Annotated in this window: 19 protein-coding genes and 1 other annotated feature; of the genes, 4 read left to right on the top strand and 15 right to left on the bottom strand. The window is 35.2% G+C overall.

From position 1 onward, the window contains the following. Positions 1-111 precede the first annotated feature (111 nt). The 3 genes from rplT to infC all read right to left on the bottom strand — a co-directional run bounded on the left by rplT (position 112) and on the right by infC (position 1527). Positions 112-471, bottom strand: a complete 360-nt coding sequence (rplT, locus tag NFR51_RS01760) for a 50S ribosomal protein L20 (RefSeq protein WP_003133061.1) — start codon at positions 469-471, stop codon at positions 112-114. A 326-nt stretch (positions 472-797) separates the two neighbouring features. Beyond that, the gene (gene rpmI / locus NFR51_RS01755; protein WP_003133063.1) at positions 798-998 is read right to left on the bottom strand and encodes a 50S ribosomal protein L35; all 201 of its coding nucleotides are present in this window, start codon (positions 996-998) and stop codon (positions 798-800) included. A gap of 31 nt (positions 999-1029) precedes the next feature. After that, positions 1030-1527, bottom strand: coding sequence for a translation initiation factor IF-3 (gene infC / locus NFR51_RS01750; RefSeq protein WP_237459962.1), 498 nt, complete (start codon positions 1525-1527; stop codon positions 1030-1032). Between the two features lie 52 nt (positions 1528-1579). Beyond that, positions 1580-1706, bottom strand: a sequence feature (ribosomal protein L20 leader region). 238 nt (positions 1707-1944) lie between these two features. Here infC and NFR51_RS01745 point away from each other — a divergent pair. From NFR51_RS01745 to NFR51_RS01730, 4 genes are all read left to right on the top strand, one after another. Beyond that, on the top strand, positions 1945-2448 hold the full coding sequence (locus NFR51_RS01745) for a GNAT family N-acetyltransferase (protein WP_251712050.1): 504 nt from the start codon (positions 1945-1947) through the stop codon (positions 2446-2448). A 188-nt stretch (positions 2449-2636) separates the two neighbouring features. Next, positions 2637-2843, top strand: a complete 207-nt coding sequence (locus NFR51_RS10820) for a GNAT family N-acetyltransferase (protein ID WP_369127875.1) — start codon at positions 2637-2639, stop codon at positions 2841-2843. Positions 2844-3271: 428 nt separating this feature from the next. After that, entirely contained in the window at positions 3272-3760 is a 489-nt protein-coding gene (locus tag NFR51_RS01735) for a DUF6568 family protein (protein WP_251712048.1), read from the top strand. An 11-nt stretch (positions 3761-3771) separates the two neighbouring features. Continuing rightward, on the top strand, positions 3772-4134 hold the full coding sequence (locus NFR51_RS01730) for a hypothetical protein (protein ID WP_251712047.1): 363 nt from the start codon (positions 3772-3774) through the stop codon (positions 4132-4134). A 1409-nt stretch (positions 4135-5543) separates the two neighbouring features. Here NFR51_RS01730 and NFR51_RS01725 read toward each other — a convergent pair. The 12 genes from NFR51_RS01725 to NFR51_RS01675 form a co-directional block, all read right to left on the bottom strand. After that, entirely contained in the window at positions 5544-6227 is a 684-nt protein-coding gene (locus NFR51_RS01725; RefSeq protein WP_251712046.1) for a LutC/YkgG family protein, read from the bottom strand. A gap of 2 nt (positions 6228-6229) precedes the next feature. Next, positions 6230-7702 carry a LutB/LldF family L-lactate oxidation iron-sulfur protein gene (locus tag NFR51_RS01720; RefSeq protein WP_251712045.1) on the bottom strand — a complete coding sequence of 491 codons (1473 nt, stop codon included), beginning with the start codon at positions 7700-7702 and terminating at the stop codon, positions 6230-6232. 13 nt (positions 7703-7715) lie between these two features. Beyond that, a complete protein-coding gene (locus tag NFR51_RS01715; protein WP_251712044.1) occupies positions 7716-8483 on the bottom strand; it encodes a (Fe-S)-binding protein in 768 nt (255 codons plus the stop codon). Positions 8484-8961: 478 nt separating this feature from the next. Then, positions 8962-9045 (bottom strand): hypothetical protein, encoded by an 84-nt coding sequence (locus tag NFR51_RS11090; RefSeq protein ID WP_500683832.1) that lies wholly within the window; start codon positions 9043-9045, stop codon positions 8962-8964. 46 nt (positions 9046-9091) lie between these two features. Beyond that, complete coding sequence (locus tag NFR51_RS01710) at positions 9092-9265, bottom strand: hypothetical protein (RefSeq protein ID WP_251712043.1); 174 nt, start codon at positions 9263-9265, stop codon at positions 9092-9094. Between the two features lie 173 nt (positions 9266-9438). Then, entirely contained in the window at positions 9439-9792 is a 354-nt protein-coding gene (locus tag NFR51_RS01705) for a DUF4176 domain-containing protein (RefSeq protein WP_251712042.1), read from the bottom strand. Between the two features lie 35 nt (positions 9793-9827). Further along, positions 9828-10481: a hypothetical protein gene (locus NFR51_RS01700; RefSeq protein ID WP_251712041.1), complete on the bottom strand. Its 654-nt coding sequence runs from the start codon at positions 10479-10481 to the stop codon at positions 9828-9830. Continuing rightward, positions 10474-11718: a hypothetical protein gene (locus NFR51_RS01695; protein WP_251712040.1), complete on the bottom strand. Its 1245-nt coding sequence runs from the start codon at positions 11716-11718 to the stop codon at positions 10474-10476. The genes NFR51_RS01700 and NFR51_RS01695 overlap by 8 nt, the downstream gene beginning before the upstream one ends. Beyond that, entirely contained in the window at positions 11709-12065 is a 357-nt protein-coding gene (locus tag NFR51_RS01690) for a hypothetical protein (protein ID WP_251712039.1), read from the bottom strand. Before NFR51_RS01690 ends, NFR51_RS01695 begins: the two co-directional genes overlap by 10 nt. A 3-nt stretch (positions 12066-12068) precedes the next feature. After that, entirely contained in the window at positions 12069-12350 is a 282-nt protein-coding gene (locus NFR51_RS01685) for a hypothetical protein (RefSeq protein ID WP_251712038.1), read from the bottom strand. Positions 12351-12442: 92 nt separating this feature from the next. Continuing rightward, positions 12443-12982, bottom strand: coding sequence for a DUF6609 family protein (locus tag NFR51_RS01680; RefSeq protein WP_251712037.1), 540 nt, complete (start codon positions 12980-12982; stop codon positions 12443-12445). Positions 12983-13154: 172 nt separating this feature from the next. After that, positions 13155-13997, bottom strand: a complete 843-nt coding sequence (locus NFR51_RS01675) for a M48 family metallopeptidase (protein WP_251712036.1) — start codon at positions 13995-13997, stop codon at positions 13155-13157. Positions 13998-14249 lie beyond the last annotated feature (252 nt).

The following is a 14249-nucleotide window of genomic DNA, read 5'->3' as shown; positions in this document are numbered from 1 at the left end:
CATCTTTATCACAGTAATAAAGCATTTAAGTCCCATGATGACTCCCTTTCCATCAATGACAGATTAAATATACTCTAAAGAAAAAAGCCTCCAGTTGGAAGCTTTTGAAAATTATTTAGCCAATGCTTTTTTAGCTTCTTCAGCAAGAGCTGTGAAAGCTGCTGCATCAGCAATAGCGATGTCAGCAAGCATTTTACGGTTGATTTCGATTTCAGCTAATTTCAAACCATGCATCATTTTGCTGTATGAAAGACCATTCATACGAGCTGCTGCATTGATACGTGCAATCCACAATTTACGGAAGTCGCGTTTCTTTTGGCGACGATCGCGGAATGCGTAGTAGTATGAGTTCATTACTTGTTCTTTAGCTGTCTTGAAAAGACGGTGTTTAGAACCGTAGTAACCTTTAGCGAGTTTCAAAATACGTTTACGGCGTTTGCGAGTTGCAACGCTATTTTTAACACGTGCCATGTGTGTTCTCCTTGTTTCTTAGAAAATTTTTAGCCTGTCATCGGCAGTTTATTTAAGTGGTTATTGATTTCTAGTGAAATCTTATAAGTCTTATGTGCTAAGCAATCCTTGACTAATATGTAAGAGGCTATGGTTATCAATTGCTCCATGCATAACAGTCCACAGGACTGTTATTAGCGCATGTTCTTCCTCGTACGGCTTCCGCCTACGCGTCAATTGCTCTCATGCATAACAGTCCACAGGACTGTTATTAGCGCATGTTCTTCCTCGTATGGCTTCCGCCTACTCGTCAATTGCTCCATGCATAACAGTCCACAGGACTGTTATTAGCGCATGTTCGCAACCATACGGCGGATGCGTTTGAAGTCACCTGCTGAAACCATACGGCCTTTACGGAGTTGACGACGTTGTTTTACAGTTTTACCGTGCATACGGTGTGAAGTATATGCGCGGAAGCGTTTGAGACCGCCGTTACCAGTACGTTTGAAACGTTTAGCTGATGCGCGGTGAGTTTTTTGTTTTGGCATTTTAATTCTCCTTAGTTAATAATTAAGAACCTTAGTTCTTTTTGATTGGTGCCAATTGTAAGAACATTTGGCGACCATCCATTTTGGCTTTTTGCTCTACCACAGCGATATCTTTTACTGCGTCAGCAAAATCATCCATAACCTGACGACCCACATCTTGGTGAGTAATCATACGACCTTTAAAGCGAATCGAAACTTTAACTTTGTCCCCTTTTTCAAGGAATTTAGTGGCTTGACGAAGTTTTGTATTAAAGTCATTTTTATCAATGACTGGGCTCAAACGCACTTCTTTCAAAGTAACAGTTGCCTGTTTCTTCTTAGCTTCTTTTTGCTTTTTCTTTTGCTCAAACATGAACTTAGTGTAATCCATGATTTTTGCAACGGGTGGTTCTTGATTCGAAATCAAAACCAAATCCATGTTAAGGTCTTCGGCCTGAGTGAGCGCAACAGCTGTTGGTGTTACACCAAGTTGTTCTCCTTCAGCACCGATAAGACGTACTTCGCGTGAACGGATTTGACCGTTCATCAAAGGTTTTCTGTTGTCTTGCTTTGCTATGTCTATTCTCCTTCTAAAATATTTTTTAGAAAAACAAAAGCGGAACGCACAGTGCGCCCCGCTAATGAAAACATTCGTTTCGTGAATAATTCCATTTTGTTGCCCAGGGCTATTACCACTCAGGCGAGAAGCGGGTGCTTCTGCTTTTCAACTTCTCCATTATACCACAAAAAAAATTTATGTCAACATTCAATGTCTATCAGGTATGTGTCGTAAATTTCCGGTTGTTTGTCAAATCCTGTACATTAACCCACAATATAGAAAGAGGTTTCAAAAAAGGGGAGAATATTGTAAAATTAATTAAAAGAAGAACATGGAGGGAGAACTATATGGGCAGACCAACTTTTTTTGTTAAATAATTTCATATTATTTAACAAGGAGAAAAAATTTATGAGCTTAATAACATTAAAACCTTCACTATCACTTGAAAGAGAGGCTCTTAATCACATATTTAAAGAGGCAAAGCTATATTTCAATAAAGTGGAAGGCCGTGACCCCATACCTCCGCTAGTAAATATTGCAAGCATAATCCCTGAACTTTCTAATGACGATTGTTACTGTTTGAGTATTTTTTATTTAAATACGATAATTGGATATTTATGGGTATTTGAAGACTCTCCATCGAGCATATATATTCTTCATTTCTATATAAGTAAGAAATATAGAAACTGTGGATTTGGTAAACTTGCTATAAGAGAATTGGAGAATCGTTATGCTGAAAAACAACTAAAAAAAGCAGAGCTTGTTGTATCGACCAATAACTACGTAGGTTTAAAATTTTGGAAATCCATGGGTTTCGATAAGATAATAAACATCTATAACGTAAATCAAATAGGAACAAACTCTGTTGAAATTGAACTTCAAAAACAATTTACAACTGAACCTGAGGACTGAATCCATTTACTTCCAGTGAATGAAAAGAATTCTTTCTTAGGAAATAAAATAGTTGTTACCAGTAAGCAGATACATTCAAATTTAGTTTTATCAATCCCAGAGGCAATTCAATCCGCTTTTGCAACTAAATATGCAGAACCTTATTTCATTTGTTTGAATAATGAAATCATTGGCTATGGCAATTTACCATCGATAAATCGTATCAAAATAAGGGATATGGAACAAAAGCATTGGAAATCATTGTTGAACAGTTTAGAAGCAAATCCATTCCAGTCATTACTTTATCGACAAAATCAGATAACGACAATGCATTACGCTTATATAAGAAGTTTGGCTTTACTTTAACTGGTGAAACAAATGGTGATGAGGTCATTTTAAAGAAATATATGGATTAGAAAATTTGTAGTGTACTAATTAGTTTGCTTACGTTTATCATTTTGTTGGTTGAAAAAATCACAAAAAAAAATAAGAACCGTCTGACTTTGGTAGAGTAACGGTTCTTAAATCAAACACTGTCACCGACTTTTATTCGGCTACATGGGGCTTGTTTGCAGCAAGTCCTTTTTTCTTTACCTTTATTTTATAAATTTAAATCAATGCTCAGTGTTGTTGACCGTTTACAATCACTATTAACTCAGAAAGTGAAAATAAGACATTGAGGTATACCCTGTTGGACAATTATAAAAAAACATCGACAGCAAATTTGTAGGAGAATATAAATGCTAATCTTCTCTTCATCATGATACTTCTTGACCACCTTGAAAAAGTCACAAAAAAAAGATATAATTTAACTAGGATAGCGCTTACAAATCGAGGAGGTCTTTTGAAAAGAAGAACGCTTTTATCTTGCATATTATTATTTTCTGTGTGCACTTTTATCATATCAGGATGTCATAAATTCGAAGCCCCGTCAGTAAATAATAATCCAAATATTTCCTCTAAAGAACAAAAAGAAGAACTTGCTATTAAAAAGTACAGAGATAGTTTAAAAGGTTTTAACATTATATCTGCCAAAGATGTTTTGAATAAAAACACAAGAAATATTTTTATCTATTTGGGTAGAGAATCATGTCCCTATTGTAGAGAATATTTACCATTACTAAGCAAAATAAAGCAAGAAACCAAAACAAAAATATATTATATTGAAAATCTTGACCTATCTGATCCTTCCTTACAACAAATTCTTGAAATGAATAGTATTGATAGCATTCCAACCTTATTATATATTAAAAAAGACGGTTCATTTGAAAAAACTGGCATTGATAGCTACGAACAACTGAAGAACTGGTTTAATGAACGAATTTTAAAATAAAGGAGGACTATATGATGTTTAGAAAAAAACTAGTTATACTTGTTACTGGATTATTGATTTTACTTCCAATACTTGGTAGTACGAGAGTATCTGCATCCTCAGTTGCATCTAGTAATAATATAGGACAAGTGAATACACATGAAACTTTCGGTGCACAACGCCCACTGGATAATATGACTTATACGACAAGAGAAAGGGGATGGGATTCCTATGGTAGACGGCCAAAAATTTATCCAGCCAACTTAACTGCAAAGCAAAAAGATTGTTTAATAAATATTGCAGGATCGTCTATACTTTCTTCTTTTGCCAAGCCTTGGTTTCTTTTACCAGGTTCAGTAGCCTTAGCCTGGTACAATCATTGTTCGAAATTATAGAGGTTAAATTTAAAATACTATGAAAAAAAATATATATTATCAAACTGGTTCTTTTATGCTTGTTTTTTCTGTTTTTCAACTCGTTACTTCTATTTATTTTAAAGATAGTCTAACACAAATATTAAGAGAACTAGTTAATACAATAGTCGTAACACTTCTTATGTTTTTAGCGATTTACATCTACAACAAATTTAAAAAATAGAAATACTTCAAAGTTCTGAGGTATTTATCGACACTAATCTAATCACTCTTTGGGGTATATATTTTTTATATTCAGAAGGTCTTAAACGCTCTTAAAACGAAAAGTATGAGCTCCTAGACATAAAAAAGAAGTTGAATTTAAGAATCAACTTCTTTTTACTTTTAAAAATGGTATAGTTTTTACGGTGACACTTGATAGACAGCCAGTATTACTGGTCTAACTATGATTGTGTCACTTCTTATCCCAACTCTTGCACCGCAAGGTATAGGAGCATACGGATATACTGTTTCTCTTATGATCCTTGAACTAAAAATCATCTTTTTGATTTTTTTAATCAACAAAATATGGACAGTCAATAAACTATTTCCTTGTATAATATACTTCTATTTGTCATGATGACGAATACTTAAAAAACCTTGTCTTTACTAAACTTAAAGAACACACGTCAACATGACGGATACTATTTATCTAGAAATCCCCAAGTCCCTATTTCTTATCGTTCTTTTTATAACTAATAGCTAAAATCAACATACTACAAGCTAAAACTAAATAAAAAATCTTTTTACTTATAAACCAATTTATGAACAAAACTAAAGTAAACCAGTAATATGGATTTTTCAAAAATTTACTCATCTTACCTCACATAATAATTTTGTCTCTCATTATTCCAAAGTACAGAAATAATTTCACCACTTGATATTGGAGTTTCCCCATCTCCAACATTGATTAAATCTTCTCCATTGTTATTTTGGTCATAATTTCTTTGGTCGGAAATTATAAGATTTATTATAACATAAAGCGAGAAGTTTTTATTTTCAATTTTTTCGTCCGTGAATTATTTACATATTTATGTATCTTAGATTAAATAATATAAGATAAAAAATGAATCAGTATAGTCAATAATGAATTGGTTAAATCTTAGACATAGCTCTTCAAAGTAAATTATAAGTAGACTTAAAATTTACTTGAAGAAGTTAAAGCTGAAAGTAAAATCACGGATATGTTTTGAATAGAAAATTAATTATAATATAAACCATATAAATCAACTCATAACTTAACAGTTTTTAGCTCTTTGTATGTATACTACAAAGAAAAAGATTTTAACAGCTCATAACTGGTAATCATAAGTGAGAGATAAATTATGAATTTTGGATACCAGCCCAAAATGCGTATCACTAAGACCTACAAGCTTACCCGTAGTAAACTCCTATAAATCTTTGACAATTACATAGTTAATCTCCAAAGGACCGTGAAGTCCGACCACAAGTTGCATTTCAATATCACCAGAATTTGATGGTCCAGAAATAAAATGCAGCGTTGAACCAGGCTTTTTATTTTCATCCAACCAATCTGCAGCTTGTGTAGAGCGTGGAACCATGCGGCTGAGGGGAATCACAGAAATATAATGGGTAGGTAAAAAGTGCAAAGAACGTCCTTGACCAGCTTCTGATTCAACCACAATTGTGGCTGATTCGGCAAGGAAAAATTTGGGAACAGCTACGACAACATTAGAATTTTGAGCAGCATTAATATTCTCTTCGCGATTTTCTTTACCAATTTTCCATTTGACCAGTTGGTCCGAAATAATATTAACTCCTAGTTTTTCTAACTCATCCGTTGAAGGAATCATGACCTGCCCGCCACCAGATTTTTCAATTAATCCCTGAATTATCTCATTCATTTCTGAAGAAGTTGTTTCAACTAAATTCGCTGAAACGCGACGCGCTTGTTCCTTGGCAAGTTCGAGTAATTCGTCACTGCTTAAATCTGCCAAATGTGTTTGGGGCAGGTCTGAAATGAGCTTATAAGGTTCAAATGGCAGTTCTACACCACCACGTTTTTTTAACAATGTGTCTAAAAATTGAGTTCGATTTTCAATAGTTCCTGTCATTTTTATTTACCTGCCTTATGTTTTTTGTACCAGTGACGAAACTGTTCTTTGTGTGGAGGAGCTATAGGTAAGTCGCGAACATCCGTCCAACCTTTGGCTAGAGCAGGAGCTTTTCTAACGGCACCATATTTAAACAAGGAACCACCAACGCTTACTTCCTTAGTTTTGGGTAACATATTGAGACCCGTATGTGCCATATTCATTGCCATACCAAACATTGCAGGACTACTTGTTCCTTTTCCAATCATATTCATTTCAAAATTGACAAAAGAGCCGTCGTGATGCATTGACAAATCATCTTCCATGACTTTACGATGTTCAATTAAAAGGTCATGCAAAGGAATTTTTACGGGACAGGTTTCTGTACAAGCTCCGCATAAGGTAGAAGCATATGGCAAATCACCATATTGTTCATAACCTCCTAAAACAGGAGAGAGAACGGAACCTATCGGACCAGGATAAATAGAACCGTAAGCATGACCACCAATTTGACGATAGACGGGGCAAACATTTAAGCAAGCGCCGCAGCGGATACACTGTAAGACAGCTTCAAAAGCAGTTCCAATCGCATTTGAACGGCCGTTATCAATAATGACAACATGAAAATCCTCCGGACCGTCAGATTCGTCCTCGGCTTTTTGACCAGCGAAAGTGACATAAGTTGTTAACTTTTGCCCCACAGCTGAACGCGCAAGCATATTGTCCAAAATTTCAGCTTCTTTAATAGACGGAACAATTCGTTCCATTCCCATTAACACAATCTGTGTTTTAGGAATAGAAATTGTTAAATCAGCGTTCCCTTCATTGGTAGATAAATTAATGTCACCGGTATTGGCAATGGCGAAGTTACAACCGGTGATGCCAACTTCCGACTTCAAGAAAAGCTTACGCATGGCATCACGGGCACAACGAGCAAGATTAACAGGATTATTATCTCCTTTATATCCAAGTTTTTGAGCAAAAATTTCACGAATTTGATCACGATTTTTGTGTAAAGCTGGAAAAACAATATGCGAAGGCTCATCCCAGTCAGCGAGTTGCAAAATAAATTCGGCCAAGTCTGTCTCTAAAATTTCCATATCATCAGCTAGCGAGACGAGCATTGGATCAATATCTACTTCAGTGGACACCATTGATTTTGACTTGACAATCTTTTTAGCATTTTTTTCAAGAATAATACGTTTCACATAGTCATTGGCTTCCTTAGCATCAGCAGCAAAGAAGACATGCCCTCCGCGAGCGGCTACATTATCCGAAAATTCAGTTAGATAGTGTGGTAAATATTTTAGAGTGTGTTGACGAACAGATTCAGCAATGTTGCGCCATTCTTGCCAATTTCCTAGCTCATTACGTGCAGATTCTCGTTTGTCCCATTGAGCATCTTGTGCTTTTGCAACCGCGGCTTTTGCAAACCGGTCTTTTTTACTCTCTTCTAAACGTTCAGCGAAAGTTTTTGTACTTGTTGAAAGGCCCATTTTCTCCTCCTATTTATTTTATAAATGCTGGATTTTTGATTGCATCGATTCTTTCTAAATCAACATTTGTGTTTAAAATTTCAGCGATATGCATGACTCTAATCTTCTTGCCGTCACGATTCAATTTACCGCCGATATTCATTAAGCAACCTAAATCAGCAGAGATTAAGATTTCGGCACCAGTTGACAAGATATCCCTTGTTTTTTCGGCAACCATCATTTCTGAAATTTCAGGAGATTTAACGGAGAAAGTTCCACCAAAACCACAACAATTTTCTAAATGAGGCAGCGGAAGAAGCTCAAGCCCCTTGACCTTATCCAATAGGATAAAAGGAGCTTCTCGTTCGCCTAAAATGCGGGTCATGTGACAAGAACGATGATAAGTTGCTTTCTCGCCATTAAATGTGGCACCAAGATCTTCAAGACCTAGCACCCGATAAAGAAATTGAGTGAATTCATAGGATTTATTCGCTAAATCAATGGCTTTTTGCTTATAAGGATCAGCTTCATCGAACATATGTGGATACTCTGTAAACATCCCCGAACACGAGCCAGCTATACCCACCACATAATCAGAAGACTCAAAAGCATCAATCTGATTTTTGATTGTAGGCATGGATTCTTTAACTAATCCCGAGTTATAGGTAGGTTGTCCACAACAAATTTGTTGTTCTGGCAAGTCTGTTTCAATCCCCAAACGTTCTAGGACTTCAACCATTGCAATACCAACTTGTGGAAACATGAGATCCATCACACAGGTAGAAAATATTGAAACTTTCATAAGCTCTCCTTAATATTTTTAAATCTTTATTGAAAATTCGACATTTTTTAGATATGTATCCTCTTTCATTATAAGCCGATTTTTTTATATTTTCAAAAAAATAAGGTGTAAAAAGAATTTGACAGCGAGTAGTTTAAAAATTTTTTACGTTTGGAATTGTTTTTGATGAATATCGAAGCGATAAAAGTGACATATTTTAGATTCTGGTGTTCAAACACCAGCATATATTGGTAACTTGACTATTGTTCTACCTGATTTTAATCTAGCTAGGCTTGGAAATAAGAGCATTCAAGAAAAAATAAAAATCTTGAAAAAGATTTATTATCGGAGATTTTTGACATAGAGAAGAGAGTATATTATAAATACCTTATTTGACAAGCTATTTAAATTTAATTCAAATCCTAACTATAGGACTCAAAATGAAAGATATTTGAAATTACTAAATAGAGAAAAAGTTAACACATATTAAAATATGTGTTCATACAGCAGACAAACAGCCTAAAAACCAGCGGTATATAGTATTGATCTGAATTTGCTTGGTGGTCTGACACATAGAGCGCATACCTTCAAGGTACTGCAAGAGGGGGAGTTTAAGGAGTAAAGCAGGTCTAAGCCTGGTGTCCTGTGTCTGAGCCATAGAGAGGTGTGACCAAATCATAAATGAACTCAAAATCAATGTATTTGTCTATATCGCGTAAATAATGGTCTTGAAGAACCCAATCTTCTAAGGTATAAAAGCCGTACGGGTTGCGGGGGAAATCTTTGTTTCGTTTTTTAATCATAAACAGCCCCTGTATCCGTTTTCTTTTAGTCCACTATAACATTGAAGAAACAAAAAAGACAAAGTCTCATGACTTTGTCAACAGTCTGAAGTTCTATCTTTTAGATAGAACTTATTTAATATAGATTATATTAATTTTCTCATGAAAAAATTTCTCGGTAATAAGCATTCGTCTTAGAATCCGAAACTTTGCTCGTCCTCTAAACTTCGTTCGTTTTCTAATGAACTAACATTTCCTTTTTTTAGCTTCTTTCCTTCTTCTTCAAGCCATTCTTCATAAAGTTGAACAAAACGTGTTTCTTCCTCATCATTAAATCCTTCAAAAACAACTTCATCAATATCTTCTTTATTAAAATAAAGTACTTCCTCGGGATTTAATCCTACTGGATAAATTGCTGCTGAATAATCAAAGAGAAGCTGTTCCCCATCTTTTTCAATAATAGAAGCACGATTTAAAATCATTAATTTCTTCGTTCCTTCTTTTAAATATACGATTGTTCCGATTGGTAAAATTTTTGGTGTTTTCATTTTTTATTCTCTCCTTTATTTGTCTTAAAGTTTTATTATTTATAATCTTTTTCTCTCTCTATTGAAAAAGAAAGACCTAATGGTAATGCTCTAATAAAAAACATTCTATGTTGAATTTGAAATATCATGAATCCACAGTATATAAGTAAAATACTCAAAAAATTATGTTCTTTTGCTGATATAAAAAGTGGTAGCAAAAGAAATAAACTTATTTGTAGGAAATTATTTATCCAGATTTTTCTTGTCTTTATACTATCTAAATTCTTTAATACAAGTTTCTCTCTTGACTTTAAAGAATTTAAGAAAATAATGTTTCTGTGTTTAAAAAACAAATTCATAATTTTATAAGACACAAACGCCATAACTATTGAGGTACCCAAGGCAAAAAAATAGTTTTCCTCAATAAGCTGTACAGGAACTATTTTAAAAATTATGTACAATATACTAGCAAAAGGTAATGTAATAGCAGAAATATTTATAACACTTATTCCTTTACTTCCAAGAGTATCTACATTTTTTAAAAGAGCTTTATATTTTTTTTCATCAATTTCATAAACTTTTTGAGAAAATTTATTTGGAAAAATAATATATCTCGAAAATAAATCTGAATCTGAATCAACCAAATAGTATTTTTTTCCATCCGAAGCAAGACAATACTGGGGGATTTTAGAATAAAAAAGTTTAAGCATGTTTTTTCTTCCCCCAACCAAACACTGATTTTATAGATTCTATTCCTGAATTAACAGCTTTGCCAACTGTTTTTACTCCGTCTTGAAAATACAAAAGATTACTATCATATGCTAATTTAGTAAGAGCTCCTGCAGCAACTCCAAGACCTATCGCCCAACCAATAGGGGTAGCCGCAACACTTCCAAAAATAATAGCTCCCGCTCCAGCAGCTATAGCAGAACTAACTGTTGTTGTCGCAGCTGTATGCGTAAATGCCATTCCGACACTCTCTCCATCATTTCTATTTTGAAGGTAGTCAATTCCAAATCCTAGTGTTCCTAAACCTGAAATTTTCGCTTTTCCCACGCCAAACTTGGCAACCGTTACCTTCTGCACCCCTTTTTTAAACAACGAATTCCCTAGTGCCTTACCATAACCTGCTCCATCCCAATTAACATGGATATTTTTCCAGTATTGGTTGCCGCTAGTATAAAAACGTAGATATGACTCAGAGCTCGGCATGCTTGTATCCATGTTTTCTAAAAATGCACTTATTCTTTCAGAAAAACCATCCTGCACTGCACCACTTCCATAGTCTGTTAACACGTCTAATAACGCATTCTTATTTTTTTCTCCGATATTAAATTTCCCACCAGAATCAAAATTTCCACTCCCCAATGCGCTAATTACCGCAGACACCTTGGAAAATTCATCCGCAATTCCACTAAACAAAGGCGCAATTTTCATGTCCAACTCATGGAGTTTTTTGAGTTTCTCCTCCACTTGCCGAATATCTCCTTGCACAACACTCATGAAATTTGTCAATTCAGTCGCATGGTCATTATACATTGCTGTCAGCTCAGGTTTTTCATTGAGCAGTGCTTGGTTCTGGTACGATTGAATTTGACTCGTCAATAGATTTTGCTGATTATTCAATTCCTGAAGTTGTTGATTGAGTTTATCCTCATCTAGGATTTCTCCCCCTGATTCATCTGTGTATTGCCCGTACTGCTGTAATCTTTTTTTCAACTCTTGAATTTCCGTATTTGCTTTTGCCACAGTTGGGATTACAAGTTGCGCAAACAGGCCTTGCCCTGCAACAAATGCTGCACCACTTAACTGGTTACTGTTCAAAACATTCATAAGCTGTGTATTTCCTATTTTCAAATCACTGAGGATTTGTTCGCATGTCGCAATATTTGCCTGAAAATTAGATACCAAATCTCGTGACTCATTCGGATTATAAATCAATCCCATGATAATTGACTCCTTTCCTTGATGAGATTTTTTCGCTCGTCTTCTAATTGCTGACTCGCTTTTCTAAATTGCAATGCTTGTTCTTTTTGCTGATTTTCAATAAGTTGTGTGATATATTTTCTTTTCTGTTCAGTTTCGCTATAACCACTATTGCCGTGATTCCTTAGATTTAGTTCGTCTTCTATTTCCATTAACCTCTGAAAACTTTGTGTTATCTCGCTGTTAAAATTTTCAAGCGACTGTCCGAGCTGGCGCTCTTGAATACGTAATTCTTCTGATTTTTGTTCAATCTCTGTTATTTTCAAGTCATATTCATAGCGTTTCTCATAATTCTTGTCCTTTATCATTTTCTATCTCCCCGATGTATTGTTTAAAAGGACGTTAGCATCTTGTTTGTCACGTTGTTCAATAGCTAATGCAAGTTTCGGAAATTTTTCTGCTTGTTTTTCCACACTTGACTGCAGTTTCAATAAATCTCCAACGATTTTATTAGATACTTGCATGGCTGTTTTCATACCAGAGAGATTACTTTCTCCAAGCGTGCTCGTTTTAGAACTAACACTTCTTGAATTTCCGTACCTAGATACTGCATCTTGTGCTACACCAACATTCGACTTAATAGATCCTGCCATTTCCCTTCTCCTCCTTCTTTTTGAGATAGTTACTTTACTTCTTTCTTCCAATATTCAAATCATCAGCACGCTCTTTCAGAACTTTTAAACGCTCACTCATGACAAGTTCTGCCTTTATAAGTAACTCTGACCATATAAGCCCCATAACCCATCTTTATTAGACCATCAATAATAAAAATAGTTTCTAATTGATTTGAAGATAAAAATAGTCCTAGTAGAGCATTGAATACTAATAAAATTACAAAAATTACTTGTGCTTTCCAATGTTTGTTTTCATTAGCAGGAATAAAAAACAAAAAATGCAGTCCTACAAATAATAGTAGTAGTATCCATGAGATATTTAAGTTATCCAGTACATTTAAACCTATAAATATGCTTGCCCAACAGGTTATTCCTAGGAAGATGAATGCAATGTTGACCCATTTTTTGTTGTTCATTGACCTGCTGCCTCTTCGTATTTTTTTCATTAGAATCAGTTGAACAATAATTGCTATGATATATATAGCGCCAAACAGGATTGGCTTTTTATAATTACTTCCCAACAGAGTAAACATTGCCATTCCAATGACAAAAATGAAGCCTCCAGAAATAGTTTGATTTGCTAGTTTGTTCTCCAAGTTGGGTTCCTCCATTCAATCCACCGTGTGCAATAAGGCTTTCCATGTATTCTAGATTTTCTACAGACCATTTAAAAAATATATTCAGCAAGAAAATCTCTGATTTCTATACATTTCTTCGCTCTTACTTTTACAATATTTCATGGTCTGTTTTTGATGGCAAGTACGTCTGAACGCTTCTCTTTCACTAGAGCATTTTTCCATGTACATCCCAGCCCTTTTCCGCAGTTTCCTTGATGGCTTCCATGCGACGATAACCAACAGCATGATCCGAGAGATAGTTTTCAAGTTTGAGCCACAAACCACCTTTATGATTATGCACTGTTCTAAAGTACTCCTCCATATCGACTTGCTTGTAGAGGTGTTTTCCCGCAATCAAAACCATCATGGACTCTTTACCTTCTGGTGCGTAATAGTAGGCACAACGATCAACCGTCCATTCTTGAGCACGTGTCAGTGATTGTCCTAAGCCGATAAGGTTAGCCATTGGATGCGCTATGGTACGCCATGCACTAACGTGCCCACACTTGATATGCCCTAACTCATGGGCGAGGACAAAACCAATTCCTGAAAGATCATTGTGGCTATAAGCAATTTCTAGCAGATCAGAGTTGATACATACATAACCTTTATGCACTTGGCACTTTGAAGCAAAGGCGTTAAGAGTACCACTTCCATCTGTCATATAGAGGCGTGGGATATTCGACATCGCTCCCTTTCCGCTACCAAATCCCATATCCTTAGCAATACGTACATAAAGCTCATAAACTTCTGGGAACTGCTTATCGGTTAACTCTACTGCATTGACAACTGTCTTCCAGTATGTCCTTTTAAAGCTATAGAGAAGAAGAATAAATGGTGCAGCTGCTCCAAAGATGATGGGGAATGTCCACTCAGCTGGTGATGCATGCTCCACTAAGACAACATACAAAAGAAGACTCCAAATAGCTACAGTGAGGACTATACACAGGGTGAGTAAAGGCATCTCTGCTCTGTGCCGTAGTTTTTTGACGCTCATCTTTTTATTCATTACAAAAAATTCCTCCATTTTTTATTTTTCTCTGTGAATGGTTTTTTAATATCAACTCAAAAAAGATTCCATCTCATGGACAAAACCTGTTGACTTTTTATTTTGTTCTTTCATTCCTATATCAACCAAAAAGAATGAAAACAATCAGAACTCACAAAGCAAATAAAAGCAATTTTTCCTCCTTTGTTAAAACCACTTCATCGCTCTTGCAAAAGATTCTAACGAGTCTCTTTTAGCAAACCACTCACACTA

It is taken from the genome of Lactococcus ileimucosae, assembly GCF_943193185.1.
Taxonomy (GTDB): domain Bacteria; phylum Bacillota; class Bacilli; order Lactobacillales; family Streptococcaceae; genus Lactococcus; species Lactococcus ileimucosae.
This window is presented reverse-complemented; position numbering and strand designations above follow the sequence as displayed.

Excerpts from the sequence above, each read along its gene's own strand:
- rplT (WP_003133061.1), bottom strand. The coding sequence starts at position 471 with ATGGCACGTGTTAAAAATAGCGTTGCAACTCGCAAACGCCGTAAACGT.
- rpmI (WP_003133063.1), bottom strand. The coding sequence starts at position 998 with ATGCCAAAACAAAAAACTCACCGCGCATCAGCTAAACGTTTCAAACGT.
- NFR51_RS01745 (WP_251712050.1), top strand. The coding sequence starts at position 1,945 with ATGAGCTTAATAACATTAAAACCTTCACTATCACTTGAAAGAGAGGCT.
- NFR51_RS01730 (WP_251712047.1), top strand. The coding sequence starts at position 3,772 with ATGATGTTTAGAAAAAAACTAGTTATACTTGTTACTGGATTATTGATT.
- NFR51_RS01725 (WP_251712046.1), bottom strand. The coding sequence starts at position 6,227 with ATGACAGGAACTATTGAAAATCGAACTCAATTTTTAGACACATTGTTA.
- NFR51_RS01720 (WP_251712045.1), bottom strand. The coding sequence starts at position 7,702 with ATGGGCCTTTCAACAAGTACAAAAACTTTCGCTGAACGTTTAGAAGAG.
- NFR51_RS01715 (WP_251712044.1), bottom strand. The coding sequence starts at position 8,483 with ATGAAAGTTTCAATATTTTCTACCTGTGTGATGGATCTCATGTTTCCA.
- NFR51_RS11090 (WP_500683832.1), bottom strand. The coding sequence starts at position 9,045 with ATGCGCTCTATGTGTCAGACCACCAAGCAAATTCAGATCAATACTATA.
- NFR51_RS01710 (WP_251712043.1), bottom strand. The coding sequence starts at position 9,265 with ATGATTAAAAAACGAAACAAAGATTTCCCCCGCAACCCGTACGGCTTT.
- NFR51_RS01705 (WP_251712042.1), bottom strand. The coding sequence starts at position 9,792 with ATGAAAACACCAAAAATTTTACCAATCGGAACAATCGTATATTTAAAA.
- NFR51_RS01700 (WP_251712041.1), bottom strand. The coding sequence starts at position 10,481 with ATGCTTAAACTTTTTTATTCTAAAATCCCCCAGTATTGTCTTGCTTCG.
- NFR51_RS01695 (WP_251712040.1), bottom strand. The coding sequence starts at position 11,718 with ATGGGATTGATTTATAATCCGAATGAGTCACGAGATTTGGTATCTAAT.
- NFR51_RS01690 (WP_251712039.1), bottom strand. The coding sequence starts at position 12,065 with ATGATAAAGGACAAGAATTATGAGAAACGCTATGAATATGACTTGAAA.
- NFR51_RS01685 (WP_251712038.1), bottom strand. The coding sequence starts at position 12,350 with ATGGCAGGATCTATTAAGTCGAATGTTGGTGTAGCACAAGATGCAGTA.
- NFR51_RS01680 (WP_251712037.1), bottom strand. The coding sequence starts at position 12,982 with ATGGAGGAACCCAACTTGGAGAACAAACTAGCAAATCAAACTATTTCT.
- NFR51_RS01675 (WP_251712036.1), bottom strand. The coding sequence starts at position 13,997 with ATGAATAAAAAGATGAGCGTCAAAAAACTACGGCACAGAGCAGAGATG.